Annotated in this window: 14 protein-coding genes; 7 read left to right on the top strand and 7 right to left on the bottom strand. The window is 38.6% G+C overall.

Annotated features, from left to right (window positions below; all coding sequences use genetic code 11):
- Positions 1 to 11: 11 nt before the first annotated feature.
- From AC1DNH_RS15085 to AC1DNH_RS15055, 7 genes are all read right to left on the bottom strand, one after another.
- Positions 12 to 530, bottom strand: coding sequence for a DsbA family protein (locus AC1DNH_RS15085; protein WP_477584279.1), 519 nt, complete (start codon positions 528 to 530; stop codon positions 12 to 14).
- 3 nt (positions 531 to 533) lie between these two features.
- Positions 534 to 995: a redoxin domain-containing protein gene (locus AC1DNH_RS15080; RefSeq protein ID WP_477584277.1), complete on the bottom strand. Its 462-nt coding sequence runs from the start codon at positions 993 to 995 to the stop codon at positions 534 to 536.
- Positions 996 to 1,061: 66 nt separating this feature from the next.
- Positions 1,062 to 1,979 (bottom strand): DUF58 domain-containing protein, encoded by a 918-nt coding sequence (locus tag AC1DNH_RS15075; RefSeq protein WP_477584275.1) that lies wholly within the window; start codon positions 1,977 to 1,979, stop codon positions 1,062 to 1,064.
- Between the two features lie 469 nt (positions 1,980 to 2,448).
- The gene (locus AC1DNH_RS15070) at positions 2,449 to 3,666 is read right to left on the bottom strand and encodes a PQQ-dependent sugar dehydrogenase (protein WP_477625479.1); all 1,218 of its coding nucleotides are present in this window, start codon (positions 3,664 to 3,666) and stop codon (positions 2,449 to 2,451) included.
- A 127-nt stretch (positions 3,667 to 3,793) separates the two neighbouring features.
- Complete coding sequence (gene trxA, locus AC1DNH_RS15065; protein ID WP_029275428.1) at positions 3,794 to 4,114, bottom strand: thioredoxin; 321 nt, start codon at positions 4,112 to 4,114, stop codon at positions 3,794 to 3,796.
- A 155-nt stretch (positions 4,115 to 4,269) separates the two neighbouring features.
- Positions 4,270 to 8,703: a DNA polymerase III subunit alpha gene (gene dnaE, locus AC1DNH_RS15060; protein WP_477625498.1), complete on the bottom strand. Its 4,434-nt coding sequence runs from the start codon at positions 8,701 to 8,703 to the stop codon at positions 4,270 to 4,272.
- 719 nt (positions 8,704 to 9,422) lie between these two features.
- A complete protein-coding gene (locus AC1DNH_RS15055; protein WP_477579355.1) occupies positions 9,423 to 9,608 on the bottom strand; it encodes a hypothetical protein in 186 nt (61 codons plus the stop codon).
- 95 nt (positions 9,609 to 9,703) lie between these two features.
- Here AC1DNH_RS15055 and mdh point away from each other — a divergent pair, with 95 nt between their 5' ends.
- The 7 genes from mdh to AC1DNH_RS15020 all read left to right on the top strand — a co-directional run bounded on the left by mdh (position 9,704) and on the right by AC1DNH_RS15020 (position 15,188).
- Entirely contained in the window at positions 9,704 to 10,642 is a 939-nt protein-coding gene (mdh, locus tag AC1DNH_RS15050; protein ID WP_057932519.1) for a malate dehydrogenase, read from the top strand.
- A gap of 256 nt (positions 10,643 to 10,898) precedes the next feature.
- Positions 10,899 to 11,324 (top strand): aspartyl protease family protein, encoded by a 426-nt coding sequence (locus AC1DNH_RS15045; RefSeq protein ID WP_477579353.1) that lies wholly within the window; start codon positions 10,899 to 10,901, stop codon positions 11,322 to 11,324.
- 64 nt (positions 11,325 to 11,388) lie between these two features.
- Positions 11,389 to 11,832, top strand: a complete 444-nt coding sequence (locus tag AC1DNH_RS15040) for a hypothetical protein (protein ID WP_477579351.1) — start codon at positions 11,389 to 11,391, stop codon at positions 11,830 to 11,832.
- Positions 11,813 to 12,208: a group III truncated hemoglobin gene (locus AC1DNH_RS15035; RefSeq protein ID WP_477579349.1), complete on the top strand. Its 396-nt coding sequence runs from the start codon at positions 11,813 to 11,815 to the stop codon at positions 12,206 to 12,208. Before AC1DNH_RS15040 ends, AC1DNH_RS15035 begins: the two co-directional genes overlap by 20 nt.
- A gap of 63 nt (positions 12,209 to 12,271) precedes the next feature.
- Positions 12,272 to 12,805, top strand: coding sequence for an SRPBCC family protein (locus AC1DNH_RS15030; RefSeq protein WP_477611531.1), 534 nt, complete (start codon positions 12,272 to 12,274; stop codon positions 12,803 to 12,805).
- A gap of 352 nt (positions 12,806 to 13,157) precedes the next feature.
- Positions 13,158 to 13,835, top strand: coding sequence for a response regulator transcription factor (locus tag AC1DNH_RS15025; RefSeq protein ID WP_477579345.1), 678 nt, complete (start codon positions 13,158 to 13,160; stop codon positions 13,833 to 13,835).
- Positions 13,836 to 15,188, top strand: a complete 1,353-nt coding sequence (locus AC1DNH_RS15020; RefSeq protein ID WP_477579343.1) for an ATP-binding protein — start codon at positions 13,836 to 13,838, stop codon at positions 15,186 to 15,188.
- Positions 15,189 to 15,378: the final 190 nt, after the last annotated feature.

The following is a 15,378-nucleotide window of genomic DNA, read 5'->3' as shown; positions in this document are numbered from 1 at the left end:
TTTATGGAAAATTACTCGGTACTTTCTTTAAGCATTTGATAAAGATCTGTTGCACCTCCATCAAATTTAGTCCCGTTTACATAAAATGAAGGCGTTCCGTTTACACCACTTCGTACACCACTATCAAAATCATCTTCTATTTTCCTTTTGATATCTTCAGAGACGCTGTCTTGCTGAAACTGCTCCAGATCTAAACCAATCGTTTCAGCCAATTCGTCGAACAGCTCGCCATCTAAACGGTATTGATTTTCGTAAAGTGCATCGTGCATTTCCCAAAACTTACCTTGTAAACCTGCCGCTTCTGCAGCAATAGCAGCCGGAAAAGCAAACTCATGGGCATTCGCCAAAGGAAAATGACGGAAGATAAATTTGATCTGATGGCCAAATGTTTCTTCAATTTCCTTCATAATCGGGTAGGCATTACCACAATATGGACATTGATAATCGCCAAATTCGACAATGGTTACACTCGCTGAATCATCACCTTGGATGTGATCCTGATTGTTTACCTCAGGTTTTAAAGTACTCATAGCTTATTTCTTATCTAATTCCTCCAATGCGTCTAAAATTCCGTCAGCGCCAGGGTTAACGGCTATTGGCGACAAATAACTCCAGGCAATTTTTCCTTCTTTATCTATAACAAAAAGTGCCCTTTTGCTTTCGCCAAGTTCTTCATCGTATACACCATAAGCTTTTGACACTGCGCCTTTTGGTTCAAAATCGGCCAAAAGTGGAAAATGCAGTTTTCTATTCTCTTCAAAAGCGAGGTGGCACCAAACACTATCAACAGAAACACCAAAAATCTGTGCATCATACTTGTTAAAATATTTTAGCATTTCGTTATAAAGTGCCATTTGGTCGCTGCATACTGGGCTCCAATCGGCAGGATAAAAAGCCAGGATAACATTTTTTCCTTTAAAGTCTTTAAGTTTTATTTTCTGATCGGGAGTAGCATTCAATTCGAAATCTGGTGCTACAGCGCCTTTTTCTAACATATTAAGGAGTTTAAAATTTAAATCATTTAATAAACAACGCTGAATCTGTGTTGTTTGCAACAAATTTTAGCCTAATTTCTGCCTTTTGATTAAGTAAGACTGAAGGACAGGGTAAAATCCATCGTTCATATCGGCATCAATTAAGTCGATTTTATATTGGGCGCATTTTAGCACAATCTGCTGTCGATACGAGGAAACTGCCGCTGTATAATTTTCCTTTACCTGATTGGTATGTACTTTAATCGTTTCGCCGGTTTCCATATCGATAAACTGGTATGGGCGGTTTTCAAAATTGAAATCAACTTCTTTTGATTTATCTACCACGTTAAAAACCACCACTTCATGTTTGTTGAATTTTAAATGCTGCAAAGCATCAAAAAACTCGTCCGTTTTATCTGTGCTGGTTTGTGTATTAAAAAGATCGCTAAAAACAATTACCAATGAACGTTTATGAATCAATTCGGCCACCTGGTGTAAAGCTTCGCTTAAATTAGTCTGTGCATTTACCTTGGGTTTATGTAACAGCTCTTCCAATTGTGTAAACAGATATTTCTGATGTACTGTAGTCGACTTTGCTGGCGAATTCAACAGTATTTCATCTGTAAATAAGCTTAATCCGAAAGCATCACGCTGTTTCTTCAACAGGTACATCAAAGATGCAGCAGCCTGTATCGAGAAGATCAGTTTGTTATTTTTAGGTTCAGGAAAGTACATTGATGAGGACACATCAATCACAAACTGGCAGCGCAAATTGGTTTCTTCTTCGAAACGTTTACTGTAAAGTTTATCAGTTTTGGCATATAATTTCCAGTCGATATTTTTAACATTATCGCCATTATTATACTGGCGGTGCTCTGCAAATTCAACCGAAAAGCCATGGAACGGACTTTTATGCAGTCCGGTAATAAAACCTTCTACCACTTGTTGTGCAAGCAATTCTAAATTACCATAGCTTGTTTCGTTTTCGTAGTTTACAACCCGCATATGGTAAAGCTAATAAAAGATTTATTAAAAAAAATTAAAAAAGTCCCCAAGACTTTCGAAGTTTCAAAGGTCCAAGCACTGGCTAACTACAAACTGTGAATTGCAAACTGCAAATTGATATGGGCGTTCCCCAAGCTACGCAAGGGGCGGGCTTTGCAGGGCTGCGCTATGCTCCGGTACCGACGAAGGATCGGTACTAACCCTTACAATCCCTAACGCAAAACCTCCGCCTTAAAGACCTGGCAAACCTGAGCAATTTGATGGTCCGACTATGCTACTATCCTTTGATAAATAAACCCGATTGCAGTGGTAGCTGCCGGCTTCACGCCGGCACTACAAACGGAAAGCAGGGCCGAAACCCCCAATGAAAAACTGATCCCTCATTTCCAAAAACAAATAAAATGATTTAAAACAAAAAATCCCGGACTCAATAAATGAATCCGGGATCTATATTTTATAATTACTTAACTTACTTCTTAGCAATTCTAAACAAATGACCATTATCGGTTACAGAATAAAGCGCCCCGTCTTTTCCTTCTACCATATCACGGAAACGTTCGCCTTTACCTTCCAGTAATCGCTCTTCACCAACAATTTTATCATTTTTTATTACCAATCTGATAATATGCGAACCACCCAAGCCACCTACAAACAAATTTCCTTTCCATTCGGCGATACTATTGCTGTTATAAAACGCAATACAGCCAGGAGAAATACTTGGGTTCCAATAATAAATAGGTTGCTCCATACCATCTTTCTGTTGAATACCATCACCTACTTTTTTACCACTGTATTCTGTTCCGTAGGTAATAATTGGCCAGCCATAATTTTTGCCTGGTTTAATAATATTTACCTCATCGCCACCTTTAGGGCCAAATTCGGCTTCCCATAAATCACCGGTTAAAGGATTAATGGCTAAACCATCTGGATTCCGCAATCCATAGGCATAAATTTCTGGTTTTGCATCTGCTTTGCCAGCAAAGGGTCCGTTCGCCACAGCTTTACCATTGGTGGTAAGGTGTAAGATTTTACCCAAAGAAGAATTTAAATATTGTGCCTGAATTCTGATATCGTTACCAGAACGTTCGCCAGTACTTACAAATAAATTACCATTCTTATCGAACACAATTCTCGAACCGTATTGAAGTTTACCGCCGTAAGCCGGTGTAGCGCGGTAAATAATGGTTTGGTTTTCTATTGTAGTTTCATTAGCTGCTAATTTACCTTTGGCAATGGCTAATAAAACACCTTTATCCTGTGGCTCTGAATAAGCCCAATAAATCATTCTGTTTTTAGCAAAGTTTGGATCTAAAGTTACATCCAATAAACCGCCCTGGCCAGATGGATCTACCTTGGGTAAACCGGTTATCTTTTTGCTTAATTTCCCATCAGGAGTAAGGATCACCATTGTACCCTGTTTTTGTGTAATTAAAAAACCACCGTTTGGAAGAACTGAAATGGCCCAAGGATTTTCTAACTTTTCATTAATAATCGTAATATCCAGAGGCGTTTTGGTTTTTACTCCTCCAATTCGGGTCTGCCCGGCAAATGCTGGCTTATAATCTGCTGATGGTTCGTTGGTTTCAACAGGGTTTTGCGCCAATACACATGCAATATTTGCACAGTTTAGGGCTAAACCTGCCAATAAAATACCTAAAGTTTTATTGTTAAATAGGTTAATAGACATGATTGTTAGTTTTTTATTAAAGAAACAAAAATAAGTTTGCAATAAAAAACCCAAATCCATCAAATGAACTTGGGTTTTAAATATGTTACAAGCCTTTAGGCTTTGGTTTTTCTGCTTTAAGCTTAAACTAGGCTAATTGCTTGTTTAATTTTTCTGCTAATACTGATTTTGGAACAGCACCAACTTGTTTGTCAACAACCTGACCATCTTTAAAGTATAATAAAGCCGGGATGTTACGGATACCAAACTGCATTGAAATTTGAGGGTTGTTATCAACGTTTACTTTTCCAACTACCGCTTTTCCATCATATTCTTTAGCGATTTCTTCTACTACTGGACCAACCATGCGACAAGGGCCACACCATTCTGCCCAAAAATCTACTAATACGGGTTTATCTGATTTTAATACAAGCTCCTCGAAGTTTGCATCTGTGATTTCTAATGCCATAATTATTTTTTTTATGTTCAAATATATGTATTCAATTGTAATGCCAACCCATCTGTAGTGTCAATTTGACATTATTTTGAGGTAGAGGGCTTAAAGGTGAAAGGTATAAGGTTTAGGCGCTTTAACCTTCCACCTTAAACCTTAGGCCTTATACCTTAGTTTAACTTGTAATTTACAACATTAAGCCCGAGTAATTGTTCTAAAAACTTATTGTTTGGGTTTATTTTAAGATTTTTGGATGGCATATCCAACATAATCTCCTTTTCCCGATCAAAAATAGCGAAGTTAAGTTGGCAGTTTTGTTGCTCGGAGTTTGCCTTATTGTCTGCTAATATGGCTTCAATCTCGCGCATCAGCTGGTCGTTAACCCGCTCAATCGGCACCTGGATAGTTAAACTTTTAGCTAATTTATCTCTCAATTCAGACATTAAGTTAATTGCGGTGATTTTAAACTCCCAATCTCCAGCTTTACCGAAACGTTCACCAACCCTGCCTCTAATCTGCAAGAAATATCCTTCAGTTAAAAACGATTTAAATTTTAAAAAATCTTCTCCGAACAAGGCCATTTCACTTGCATCATCATAATCTTCAAAAACAAAAGTACCAAATGGCTTACCCGTTTTGGTAATCCGTTGTGATGCGGTTACCACAAGTCCGCCTACGCAGAGCTCACGGTTTTTGAGCTTTTCGAATTCGGCCAAAACCTCTTCATTATTGTCGCCCATACGCACCTTGTTGATGATGCTCAGCTGTTTAACGCCATGGGTACAGAATTTATCGAGTTCGAGTTTATAATTATCTAAAGGGTGGCCAGAAAGGAAAATTCCAATAGCATCTTTCTCGTACTTTAACCTGTCCATTAATGCCCATTCTGGCGAAACCGGCAAACTTGGTTCTAAAATAAGATCAGCTTTAGAGCCACCGAATAAGGAAGCTTGTGACGTACTTTCATTGTTCTGAAAATCGTTGGCATATTTGATAATCTTTTCAATGCCATTCATTTTATCGTTCGGGCCGATATAAAAATACTGCGCCCTGTGCCCACCAAATGCATCGAAAGCACCGCTGTACACAAAACTCTCGTAAGCTTTTTTATTTACAATGCGGGTGTTAGAACGCTTGGCAAAATCGTACACATTACCATAAGGTCCATTTGCCAATCTTTCTTCAATAATACTTTCTACTGCCTTTTCACCTACACCTTTTACTGCCGACATACCGAAGCGGACTTCGCCTTTGGCATTTACCGAGAATTTGAGGTCGGATTCGTTCACATCGGGGCCTAATACCGTAACACTCATCTGGCGACATTCTTCCATAAAGAAAGCTACCTGTTTAATATCACTCATGTTGTTAGACAGTACCGCAGCCATATATTCGGCAGGGTAATGTGCTTTTAAGTATGCGGTTTGATAGGCAATCCATGCATAACAGGTAGAGTGCGATTTGTTGAAAGCATAGGATGCAAATGCTTCCCAATCTTTCCATATTTTCTCTAAAGTTGTGGCATCATGGCCTTTCTCGGCCGCTTGTTTCACAAACTTTGGTTTCATTTTATCCAGAACGTCTTTCTGTTTCTTACCCATCGCCTTACGCAGCACGTCGGCCTCACCTTTGGTAAATCCGGCCAGTTTCTGCGATAAGAGCATTACCTGCTCCTGATAAACGGTAATTCCATAGGTTTCTTTCAAATACTCTTCGCAGGCATCTAAATCGTACTTAATTTCTTCTTCGCCATTTTTACGGCGAACGAAACTTGGAATATACTCCATCGGGCCTGGGCGATATAGTGCGTTCATCGCAATTAAATCGTCGAAAACCGTTGGTTTAAGCTCCTTCATGTATTTCTGCATGCCCGGACTCTCGTACTGGAAAATCCCGATGGTTTCACCACGCTGGAAAAGCTCATAGGTTAATACATCATCAATTGGAAAATTATCCGGATCAAGATCGATACCAAACCGTTTTTTAACCAGTTTTACGGTATCCTTTATCAGGGTAAGGGTTTTTAAACCCAAAAAGTCCATCTTTAATAAACCCGCACTTTCTACAACCGAGTTATCAAATTGGGTAACATATAAATCAGAATCTTTTGCAGTAGAAACGGGAACGAAATTGGTAATATCGCTTGGCGTAATAATAACCCCGCAGGCATGAATACCAGTGTTCCGTAAAGAGCCTTCTAAAATCTGTGCCTGTTGTATGGTTTCGGCACTCAAATCTTTTAATGCGCCAAGGTTTTTCAATTCAACAACGCGTTCATATTCATCAGGGCGCAAAGCTTCTTTCAGTGTTTTCTCATCCAGCGTGAAGATTTTTGCGAGCTTCATATTCGGGATCAGCTTGGCAATCTTATCTGCTTCAAAAAGTGGCAGATCCAATACTCTCGCTGTATCACGGATAGAAGATTTGGCGGCCATGGTTCCATAAGTGATAATCTGCGCAACCTGGCTGGAACCGTATTTGCCAATTACATATTCCATTACACGGCCACGGCCCTCATCGTCAAAATCGATATCAATATCGGGCATGGATACACGATCGGGATTTAAGAAACGCTCAAAAAGGAGATCATACTTAATGGGATCGATATTCGTGATCCATAAACAATAAGCCACCACCGATCCGGCAGCAGAACCACGGCCAGGGCCTACCGAAACATCCCTGCGGCGGGCTTCGGCAATAAAATCCTGTACAATTAGGAAATAACCAGGATAACCGGTTTTTTCAATGGTCTGTAATTCGAAATCTAAACGTTCGATAACCTCAGGGGTTAACACGCCATAGCGTTTTTTAGCTCCTTCGTAAGTAAGGTGACGCAAAAATTTATTTTCCCCACGTTTTCCTCCATCGGCCTCGTCTTCCGCCACTAAAAATTCTTCTGGAATATCGAATTTAGGTAAGAGTACTTCACGGGCAAGTTTATAAATTTCGATCTTATCTACAATTTCTTTAATATTTACAATCGCCTCCGGCAAATCGGCAAAAAGCGATTTCATTTCATCACCAGATTTGAAATAATATTCTTGATTGGGCAAGCCATAACGGTAACCGCGACCACGGCCAATTGGCGTTGCCTGTTTTTCACCATCTTTTACACACAGCAAGATATCGTGCGCATTTGCATCCTTCTTGTTAATGTAATAGGTATTATTGGTGGCTATCAATTTAACAGTATGCTTTCTTGCCAGTGCAATTAACGATTCGTTTACACGGTCTTCATCTTCTTGGTTGTGACGCATTACTTCCACATAGAAATCATCGCCAAACATGTTCTTCCACCAGATCAACGCTTCTTCAGCCTGGGTTTCGCCCATGTTTAAAATTTTGTTCGAGATCTCTCCGGATAGGTTACCCGATAAAACAATAATATCATCTTTATACTGTTCAATTACCTCCCTATCGATACGGGGCACGTAATAAAAACCCTTGGTATAAGCGATAGAAGACATTTTAGCTAAATTGTGATAGCCTTTTTTATTCTTCGCCAACAGCACCATCTGGTAACCATTATCTTTTGCGGTCCGGTCTAAGTGATTATTACAAACAAAAAATTCTACCCCAACAATCGGTGTCATTACCACTTCCGTAGGGCGCTCGCCTGCCTCAATTGCAGCAGCATTTTTTGCTTCGGCCGCTTTGTTATGATTTAAAACATGATTCACAAAATGGAAAGCCCCCATCATGTTCGCATGATCGGTCATGGCTACTGCAGGCATTTTTTGTGCTGCTGCAGCTTTTACCAGATCGGGAATACTGATGGTACTTTGTAATACAGAAAACTGGGTGTGGTTGTGTAAATGTACAAAGGTTGCTGCAGCAAGTTCCTGTTTGTTTCCAGCAAGTTCCTGTTTCGAAATCCCTCCACCCTCAGCTTTTTGTAAACGCTTGCGGATTTCATCAGACGCAGCCTTTAAATTGATGTGTTTTAAACCAACTCCTTCAATCGTAGCCGGGTTTATCTCTCTAAAACGAGGAAAATATTCTACATCAACCTGTAGTTCTTCTTTTTTAAAAACCTCTCTTTTTACCAATTCCAAGAAACAACGTGTAGTTGCTTCCACATCGGCAGTTGCGTTGTGGGCTTCGTAAAAAGGAACACCAAACAAATAAGAATGTAACTCGGTTAAGGTTGGCAGTTTAAACCTTCCGCCCCTACCTCCAGGCAATTGTAAAAGCTGGGCGGTAACTTCGGTACAGGTATCCAACACAGGCATCTCGGCCAAACGGTTAGCTACACCAAACCGGTGAAACTCACAGCCCATAATGTTTACGTCGAAACCAACATTCTGGCCTACAATAAACTTGGCTTTATCTAAAACTTCGTTAAACTTGGCCAGCATTTCGTCGAAACCAATACCTTGTTCGGCAGCGAGTTCGGTAGAAATACCATGGATCCGTTCTGCATCGTACGGAATATTAAATCCCTCTGGTTTAACCAGATAATCCTGATGTTCAACCAATCTCCCCATCTCATCGTGCAGTTGCCATGCAATCTGTATACAACGCGGCCAATTATCCGTATCGGTAATGGGTGCATTATAATTACGTGGCAAACCAGTGGTTTCAGTATCAAAAATTAAGTACATATTGTGCGGCAAAGAATTAACCGTTTTAGAATAATAACGGTTCTTCAAAAATAAGAATTTTGACAGGTGGTTTTGTCAGATTTTATCAACAAAAATATCTCGATCAAACCTCTCAGCATTTAAAAACCTGACAAGTTTTTTTAAAGTGTTAATTCCGAACTCATTATCATTTTGTTCTTTTTTAACCTTTTTATTTTTTTTAAATGAGTGCTTCGGTTTTTCATCGGACTTTCAGTCCCGCTTTCCGTTTGTAGTGCCGGCCTGAAGCCGGCAGCTACCACTGCAATCGGGTTTATTTACCAAAGATCATAGCAGAATGGCTGCCACCTAAACCCGACCAAAACGAGATGCCGATTTTTTTCATCGGCAGAAGCGGGGGCGGGATTGAATTAACATAAATGCTGCTGCAATTGCTTTCCAAACTAAAACATATTGGTTGATCGATTGTAAATAAAGTACTTTTGAGGATATTGTATCATAAAGACAATTTAGCCGCATGCTATCATGTTGTCCAAAGGACTCCTACGGAGAGCCTGTCGAAACACCTTAAAGAATATTCAATAAGCCCTTCGACAGGCTCAGGATGACAAATCTATATTTATGATACAACCTCTTAAAATAACGGCAAAAAATCATCGCATCGCCTTAAGCTGAAAACCGCCAATTGAAAACTGCTAAAAATGTTCCTAACTTACCAATTCAATCACATCATATCTTTTCTACCTGTACATTTCTATAATATGCACCAATAAATCTGCCTCCATTTTGGATTCGCAGACCATAATAAACAGGCATTTCTCATCAGGATGACCTACAGCTACATAACTATAATCATCGCATTGGCCAGTTCGATAATCCAATTGCTTTAATGCTTCTGCTTTGGAACATATTAAGTAAACCATCATCAAATTATAAAGTTTTGAAAAGGATTTTTAAACCTTATATTTATTTCTACCTTCGATTAATATTTAACGATACGCAAACCATTAAAATAAAATATATGAAAGTAACGGTTGTTGGCGCAGGCGCAGTTGGTGCCACTTGTGCAGATAATATTGCCCGCAAAGAATTAGCGAACGAACTTGTCCTGTTAGATATTAAAGAGGGTTTTGCCGAAGGCAAAGCGATCGACATGATGCAAACCGCAACCCTTTTGGGTTTCGACACTAAAATTACCGGCGTAACCGGCGATTACAGTAAAACTGCTGGTTCTGATGTGGTGGTAATTACCTCAGGCTTGCCCCGCAAACCAGGGATGACACGAGAAGAACTGATCGGCATTAATGCTGGTATTGTTAAAGGTGTTGCCGAAAATATTTTAAAATACTCTCCAGAAGCCATCTTCATCGTGATCAGTAACCCAATGGATACGATGACTTATTTAGCCTTAAAATCGTTAGGCCTACCTAAAAACCGCATTATCGGCATGGGTGGAACGTTAGATAGCTCCCGTTTTAAATTTTATTTATCGCAAGCTTTAAATTGCAACCCTAACGATTTACAGGGCTTTGTAATTGGCGGCCACGGTGATACTACCATGATTCCTTTAACTCGCCTAGCTACATACCAAAGTTTACCGGTTAGTAATTTATTGGACAAAGCCACCCTTGATAAAGTTGCAGCCGACACCATGGTTGGTGGCGCTACTTTAACAGGCTTAATCGGCACTTCGGCCTGGTATGCACCAGGTGCTGCAGGTGCTGCATTGGTTGAAGCGATTTTACGTGATGAGAAAAAACTGTTTACCTGCTGCGTTTCTCTTGAAGGAGAATACGGACAGGAAGATATATGTTTAGGTGTGCCCGTAATTATTGGTCGTAATGGCTGGGAAAAAATCATCGATTTTAAATTAACCGAAGATGAGCAGGCGGCATTTAACAAAAGTGCCGATGCCGTAAGGAACATGAATAATGTACTGGCAGAAATGAAGTTGGTTTAATACCATTCTGAAGATAAATCTTTAACGAAAGTATTAAATTACTAAATGGGTTTCCTCGGTGCGTCATTCCCAACTCGATTGGGAATCTTAATGCAATAGGCTTTAAGATTCCCGCCTGCGCGAGAATGACGACCGTTCTTTTACTTCCGTGTATTTCGTACTCCACTACCTGAATAGCTAGCCGGTCGTGGCATTTTTTACACTTAAATAATTGTCACCCTGAGCGTAGTCGAAGGGCAGTAGACATAAATAAACAATGAAATCAATTTCAATCCCGCTAAAACTGATAAATTTACAAGACGACGGTTTTCATCTTTTGGTGGAAGTTGTTGTTTTTAAGGAAAAACATTTTGCTGTTTTAGATACCGGTGCCTCGCGAAGTGTGTTCGATAAATCGTTGATTGAGCAGCACCTCTCAGAACCCCTTCAGGTATCAGAAGAAATTAATGCAGCCACCCTTTTTACCACCACCACAACTATCCAGGCTACAATTCCTGAGCTAAAAATCGGATCGTTAAAGATCAAAAACTACGAAACCGTGGCTTTCGACCTGCAATCGGTTAGCGAAACCTACCAACAGTTTGGTCACCCACCTATTATGAGTATTATTGGCGGAGATATATTAATGGAATATAAGGCCGTTATTGATTACAAAAAGATGATCCTTAGGCTTTATAAATAAATGTAATTTTACTTTATGACGTTAATCATTTTTATTAAACTATTTTAAATGATATTTGAACCTGATGAAAAAGTTAATCACAATCTTTTGTGTCATTTTCTGGGCAGGTTTAATCGGTGGAATTAGTTTTTTAGAAGCTCCATTAAAATTCCAGGCCCCAGGAATTACAATTCCACTAGGCTTAGGTATAGGCCAATTGGTTTTTCAGGCCCTCAATAAAATAGAGATCGTATTGCTGATTATTATTTTAGCCTGCTCCCTACCCGCACCTTTAAAAAACTTTCACAGTATTTTACTTTTCTCTGTTACCATTCTTTTAATGGCAGATACTTTTTGGCTATTACCAATACTTGATGAGAGGGCAAAACTGGTTTTGGCAGGCAACGCACCAGCTAAAAGTTATCATCATATTGTGTACATTATTGCCGACATCATCAAATTCCTATCGTTAATTGTTCTGGGTTTTGTAAGTTTAAAATCACTTCACCATGAAAAAAGATATTCATAATAGAGAAGGTATTATCCTTTTAGTGGATACGTTTTATAAAAATGTTGCGCTTAACAAACAGATAGGTCCAATATTTACCGATGTTGCAAAAGTAGACTGGTCGCACCATTTGCCAAAAATGTACGATTTCTGGGAAAGCATACTTTTCGGAAAAGCAATTTACAAAGGCAACCCCATGCTTACCCATTTTGCTTTGAATGAACAAGCACCCCTGCAAACTGAAGCATTTGAAACCTGGAAAAACCTCTTTTTCCAAACCGTCGACGATCTTTTTGTAGGAGAAAATGCAGATCTGATTAAACAAAAAGCACAATCTATTGCCGATTTAATGCATTTTAAAATAAATTCGCCTCAATCGAAGATCAAAATTGTTTAGTGAATTTTACTTTGATTTAAGCTGGTTTCTTTATAAATTTAGTTAACCAAACTAAATCAAATTATGAAATTCCTCAAAATCTTACTTGGCATTATCGTCGTATTGGCAATAATCATTATTGGAGGTAGTTTTTTTTTACCAAAAAGCTACTCTGTTAATCGGACAATAACAATTAATGCTCCAGATAGTGTAATCTATAAAAACATTGCCGATTATAATGAATTTTATAAATGGAACGCGTGGTCTAAAATGGACCCACAAGCTAAAGTAACCATTACAGGAAATATCGCTCAACCTGGCCACCTGTACCAATGGAATGGAGAAAAAAGTGGTAATGGACAAATGAAAATCAATACGGTTGAAATCAATAAAATGGTTGATATGGAATTGAAATTCATCAAACCTATGGAAAGTGTTGCCGATACCCGTTTCGATATTGAAAAAGAAACTAATGGAAATAAAGTAACCTGGACCATGAGTGGTGAAAGCAAAGGAATAATAAATAAATGGTTTTGTTTGTTTATGGACAATATGATTGGCAAAGATTTCGAAGACGGATTAAAGTCTTTAAAGGAAAAATCGGAGAAAGGAAATTAAAGCGTTGTGTCATCCTGAGCGGAGTCGAAGGATTTGCCATGGAGACACAGAAAGCACGGAATGTTATCATTCTGGGCGCAGTGAAGAACCCGACAGCTATGCGAAGCAAATCTTTTAAAGATAGAAGTCCAAAGCCTAAAGCGCAAGAAAAACCTTCGCGGACTCTGTGGCTTTCCTCCATTCGCCCTGTGGTTAAAACATAACTGGCCTCTCATTTGAGAGGCTTTTTTATGATTCAATTTCCGATAATTCAAACAATTGTGTCGGCTCTGCGTTAAAAAAGCATTAAAAATCAGCTAACCGGTCATTAATATTTTGTAATTCCCTATTTTTTAGATTACTTGCCAGCAAAATGAATTTATTACTTGTAGAAGATGAACCGAGCGTTGTATCTGTAATTTCGAGAGGTTTAACCGATGAGGGATTTACCGTGAGTATAGCTCCTGATGGTTTAATCGGGAAACAGATGGCTATAGAAAATCAGTTTGATCTGATTATTCTCGATATTATGCTACCTGGAGTAAATGGTTTGGAACTCTGTAAAATCATTAAAGAACAAAAACCAAATACGCCCATTATTATGCTTACGGCTTTGGGTACTACAGAAAATGTAGTAAACGGACTGGATAATGGTGCAGATGATTATTTAATAAAGCCATTTAAATTTGCTGAACTTTTTGCCAGGATCAGAATGCTATTGAGGCGATATCATGGTGTGGTTTCGCAAGATCAGATTATTACCATAGCAGACCTCCAGATTAATTTAAGTGCAAAAACGGTAAAACGAAACCAACAGGAAATTATACTTACGGCAACAGAATATCGCCTGATCGAGTATATGGCCAAAAACAAATCAAAAATTTTATCGCGGATAGACATTTTAGAAAACGTTTGGGACATCGACTTTAACCTTGGCACCAATGTGGTTGATGTTTATGTTAATTATCTTCGCAAAAAAATAGATAAAAATTCCGATCAGAAACTCATTCACACTGTGGTAGGCTTGGGTTACATATTAAAAGAAAAATAAATGGAGATAGCCAAGAAAATCACTTTACTTTTCGCCATTTTATCGGCAATTATTATCTCCTTATTAAGTGGTTTTGTTTGGTATTTTTCTAACGACTTCGCCTTTGAAGATTTTTATAAACGTTTAGAGGCCAGGGTTAATATTGCTGCCCAGATTAAATTGTACGAAGACGAAAACAATAAGGTTTACGCTAAAATGCGTAACCAATACCTTGAGCGCCTGCCTTCAGAAAAAGAGTATATCATTGAAGCTGGAAAACCAACCAATAAATTGGACCGAGAGCTACCAGCTAGTTTTTATAACCGCATAAATGCCGGATATGTAGCACGCTATCGTGTTGAGAATCACTTTTACGCTGGAAAAATCTTTAAAAATCCACATAAAGGATATATAGTGATTGTTTCTGCAAATGATCCTTTCGGCTTTCGGGAGCTAAAAGACCTGCAAAGAATCCTGATTATTGGCTTTTTTCTTTCTGTTGTTTTATCTTTTGTAGTTGGCTGGAAATTTTCTAATTACATGTTAATGCCCTTAAGAAATATAATTAAGAGCGTAAAAAAGATAAAAGCAGAAAATTTGCACTTAAGACTGGATGTAAAAGAAGGCAACGATGAAATGTCGCAGTTGGCCCAAACCTTTAACAATATGCTTAACCGTTTAGAAACGGCTTTCGAAACACAAAATAACTTTATCAGCAATGCTTCGCATGAATTAAGAACACCTTTAACTATTATTAGTGGCGAGGTTGAACTAGCGATGAAAACCGTTGAAGATAACCCTAAACAACACAAAGCTTTATCTAAAATTAAAGACGAGGCAGAAAGATTAGAGCATATCTTAACCAGTTTACTGGGTCTGGCACAATCTGGATTTAATGGAAAAAACCAACCCTGGGAAGAGGTACGGATGGACGAATTGTTATGGGAAATTAAAGAATCAGTTAACCAGGTACATCCCAACAGTAAAATAGAAATCGACTTTACCAAACTCCCTGATGATGAAGAATTACTAACCCTGCGGGTAAACAAAAACCTGATTAAGCTTGCCATCAGCAATATTGTAAACAATGCCTGTAAATACTCAAATGAGAATCTGGTAAGCATTAGTATCGAAAGCAATGCTAATATGCTCTCAATTGCTGTAACAGATAGGGGAATCGGAATACCGCAAACAGATATACAGCATATATTCGAACCCTTTTATCGTGCATCTAATACCAATGATTTTAAGGGATATGGCGTTGGCTTACCGCTTTCATTGAATATTATCCGTTTACACCGAGGTAGTATTGCTATTAAATCGCAGGAAGGGGTTGGTACTGAGATTAAGGTTTTATTGCCGACGAAAAGTTAGTTCGTTTTAATGGTTAATTGTTTAAATCGTTAAAACTGGTTAACTGTTACTAGTCTAATGGTACAATTAACCGATTAACCAGTTTATACAGTTAACCAAACTTACAGCCACTCCAAAAGGGAGTACACTCTAATCTCATTCTAATCTTACTCTTATTTCGCTATAATAACATCACGCTAAACTTGTATAA

The sequence above is a fragment of the Pedobacter sp. 01N310 genome (assembly GCF_056399805.1).
Note: the sequence above shows the minus strand (reverse complement) of the source record. Positions and strands in the feature narration are given on the sequence as shown.

Excerpts from the sequence above, each read along its gene's own strand:
- AC1DNH_RS15045 (WP_477579353.1), top strand. The coding sequence starts at position 10,899 with ATGAAATCAATTTCAATCCCGCTAAAACTGATAAATTTACAAGACGAC.
- trxA (WP_029275428.1), bottom strand. The coding sequence starts at position 4,114 with ATGGCATTAGAAATCACAGATGCAAACTTCGAGGAGCTTGTATTAAAA.
- AC1DNH_RS15035 (WP_477579349.1), top strand. The coding sequence starts at position 11,813 with ATGAAAAAAGATATTCATAATAGAGAAGGTATTATCCTTTTAGTGGAT.
- AC1DNH_RS15070 (WP_477625479.1), bottom strand. The coding sequence starts at position 3,666 with ATGTCTATTAACCTATTTAACAATAAAACTTTAGGTATTTTATTGGCA.
- AC1DNH_RS15030 (WP_477611531.1), top strand. The coding sequence starts at position 12,272 with ATGAAATTCCTCAAAATCTTACTTGGCATTATCGTCGTATTGGCAATA.
- AC1DNH_RS15080 (WP_477584277.1), bottom strand. The coding sequence starts at position 995 with ATGTTAGAAAAAGGCGCTGTAGCACCAGATTTCGAATTGAATGCTACT.
- AC1DNH_RS15075 (WP_477584275.1), bottom strand. The coding sequence starts at position 1,979 with ATGCGGGTTGTAAACTACGAAAACGAAACAAGCTATGGTAATTTAGAA.
- mdh (WP_057932519.1), top strand. The coding sequence starts at position 9,704 with ATGAAAGTAACGGTTGTTGGCGCAGGCGCAGTTGGTGCCACTTGTGCA.
- AC1DNH_RS15040 (WP_477579351.1), top strand. The coding sequence starts at position 11,389 with ATGAAAAAGTTAATCACAATCTTTTGTGTCATTTTCTGGGCAGGTTTA.
- dnaE (WP_477625498.1), bottom strand. The coding sequence starts at position 8,703 with ATGTACTTAATTTTTGATACTGAAACCACTGGTTTGCCACGTAATTAT.
- AC1DNH_RS15025 (WP_477579345.1), top strand. The coding sequence starts at position 13,158 with ATGAATTTATTACTTGTAGAAGATGAACCGAGCGTTGTATCTGTAATT.
- AC1DNH_RS15020 (WP_477579343.1), top strand. The coding sequence starts at position 13,836 with ATGGAGATAGCCAAGAAAATCACTTTACTTTTCGCCATTTTATCGGCA.
- AC1DNH_RS15055 (WP_477579355.1), bottom strand. The coding sequence starts at position 9,608 with ATGATGGTTTACTTAATATGTTCCAAAGCAGAAGCATTAAAGCAATTG.
- AC1DNH_RS15085 (WP_477584279.1), bottom strand. The coding sequence starts at position 530 with ATGAGTACTTTAAAACCTGAGGTAAACAATCAGGATCACATCCAAGGT.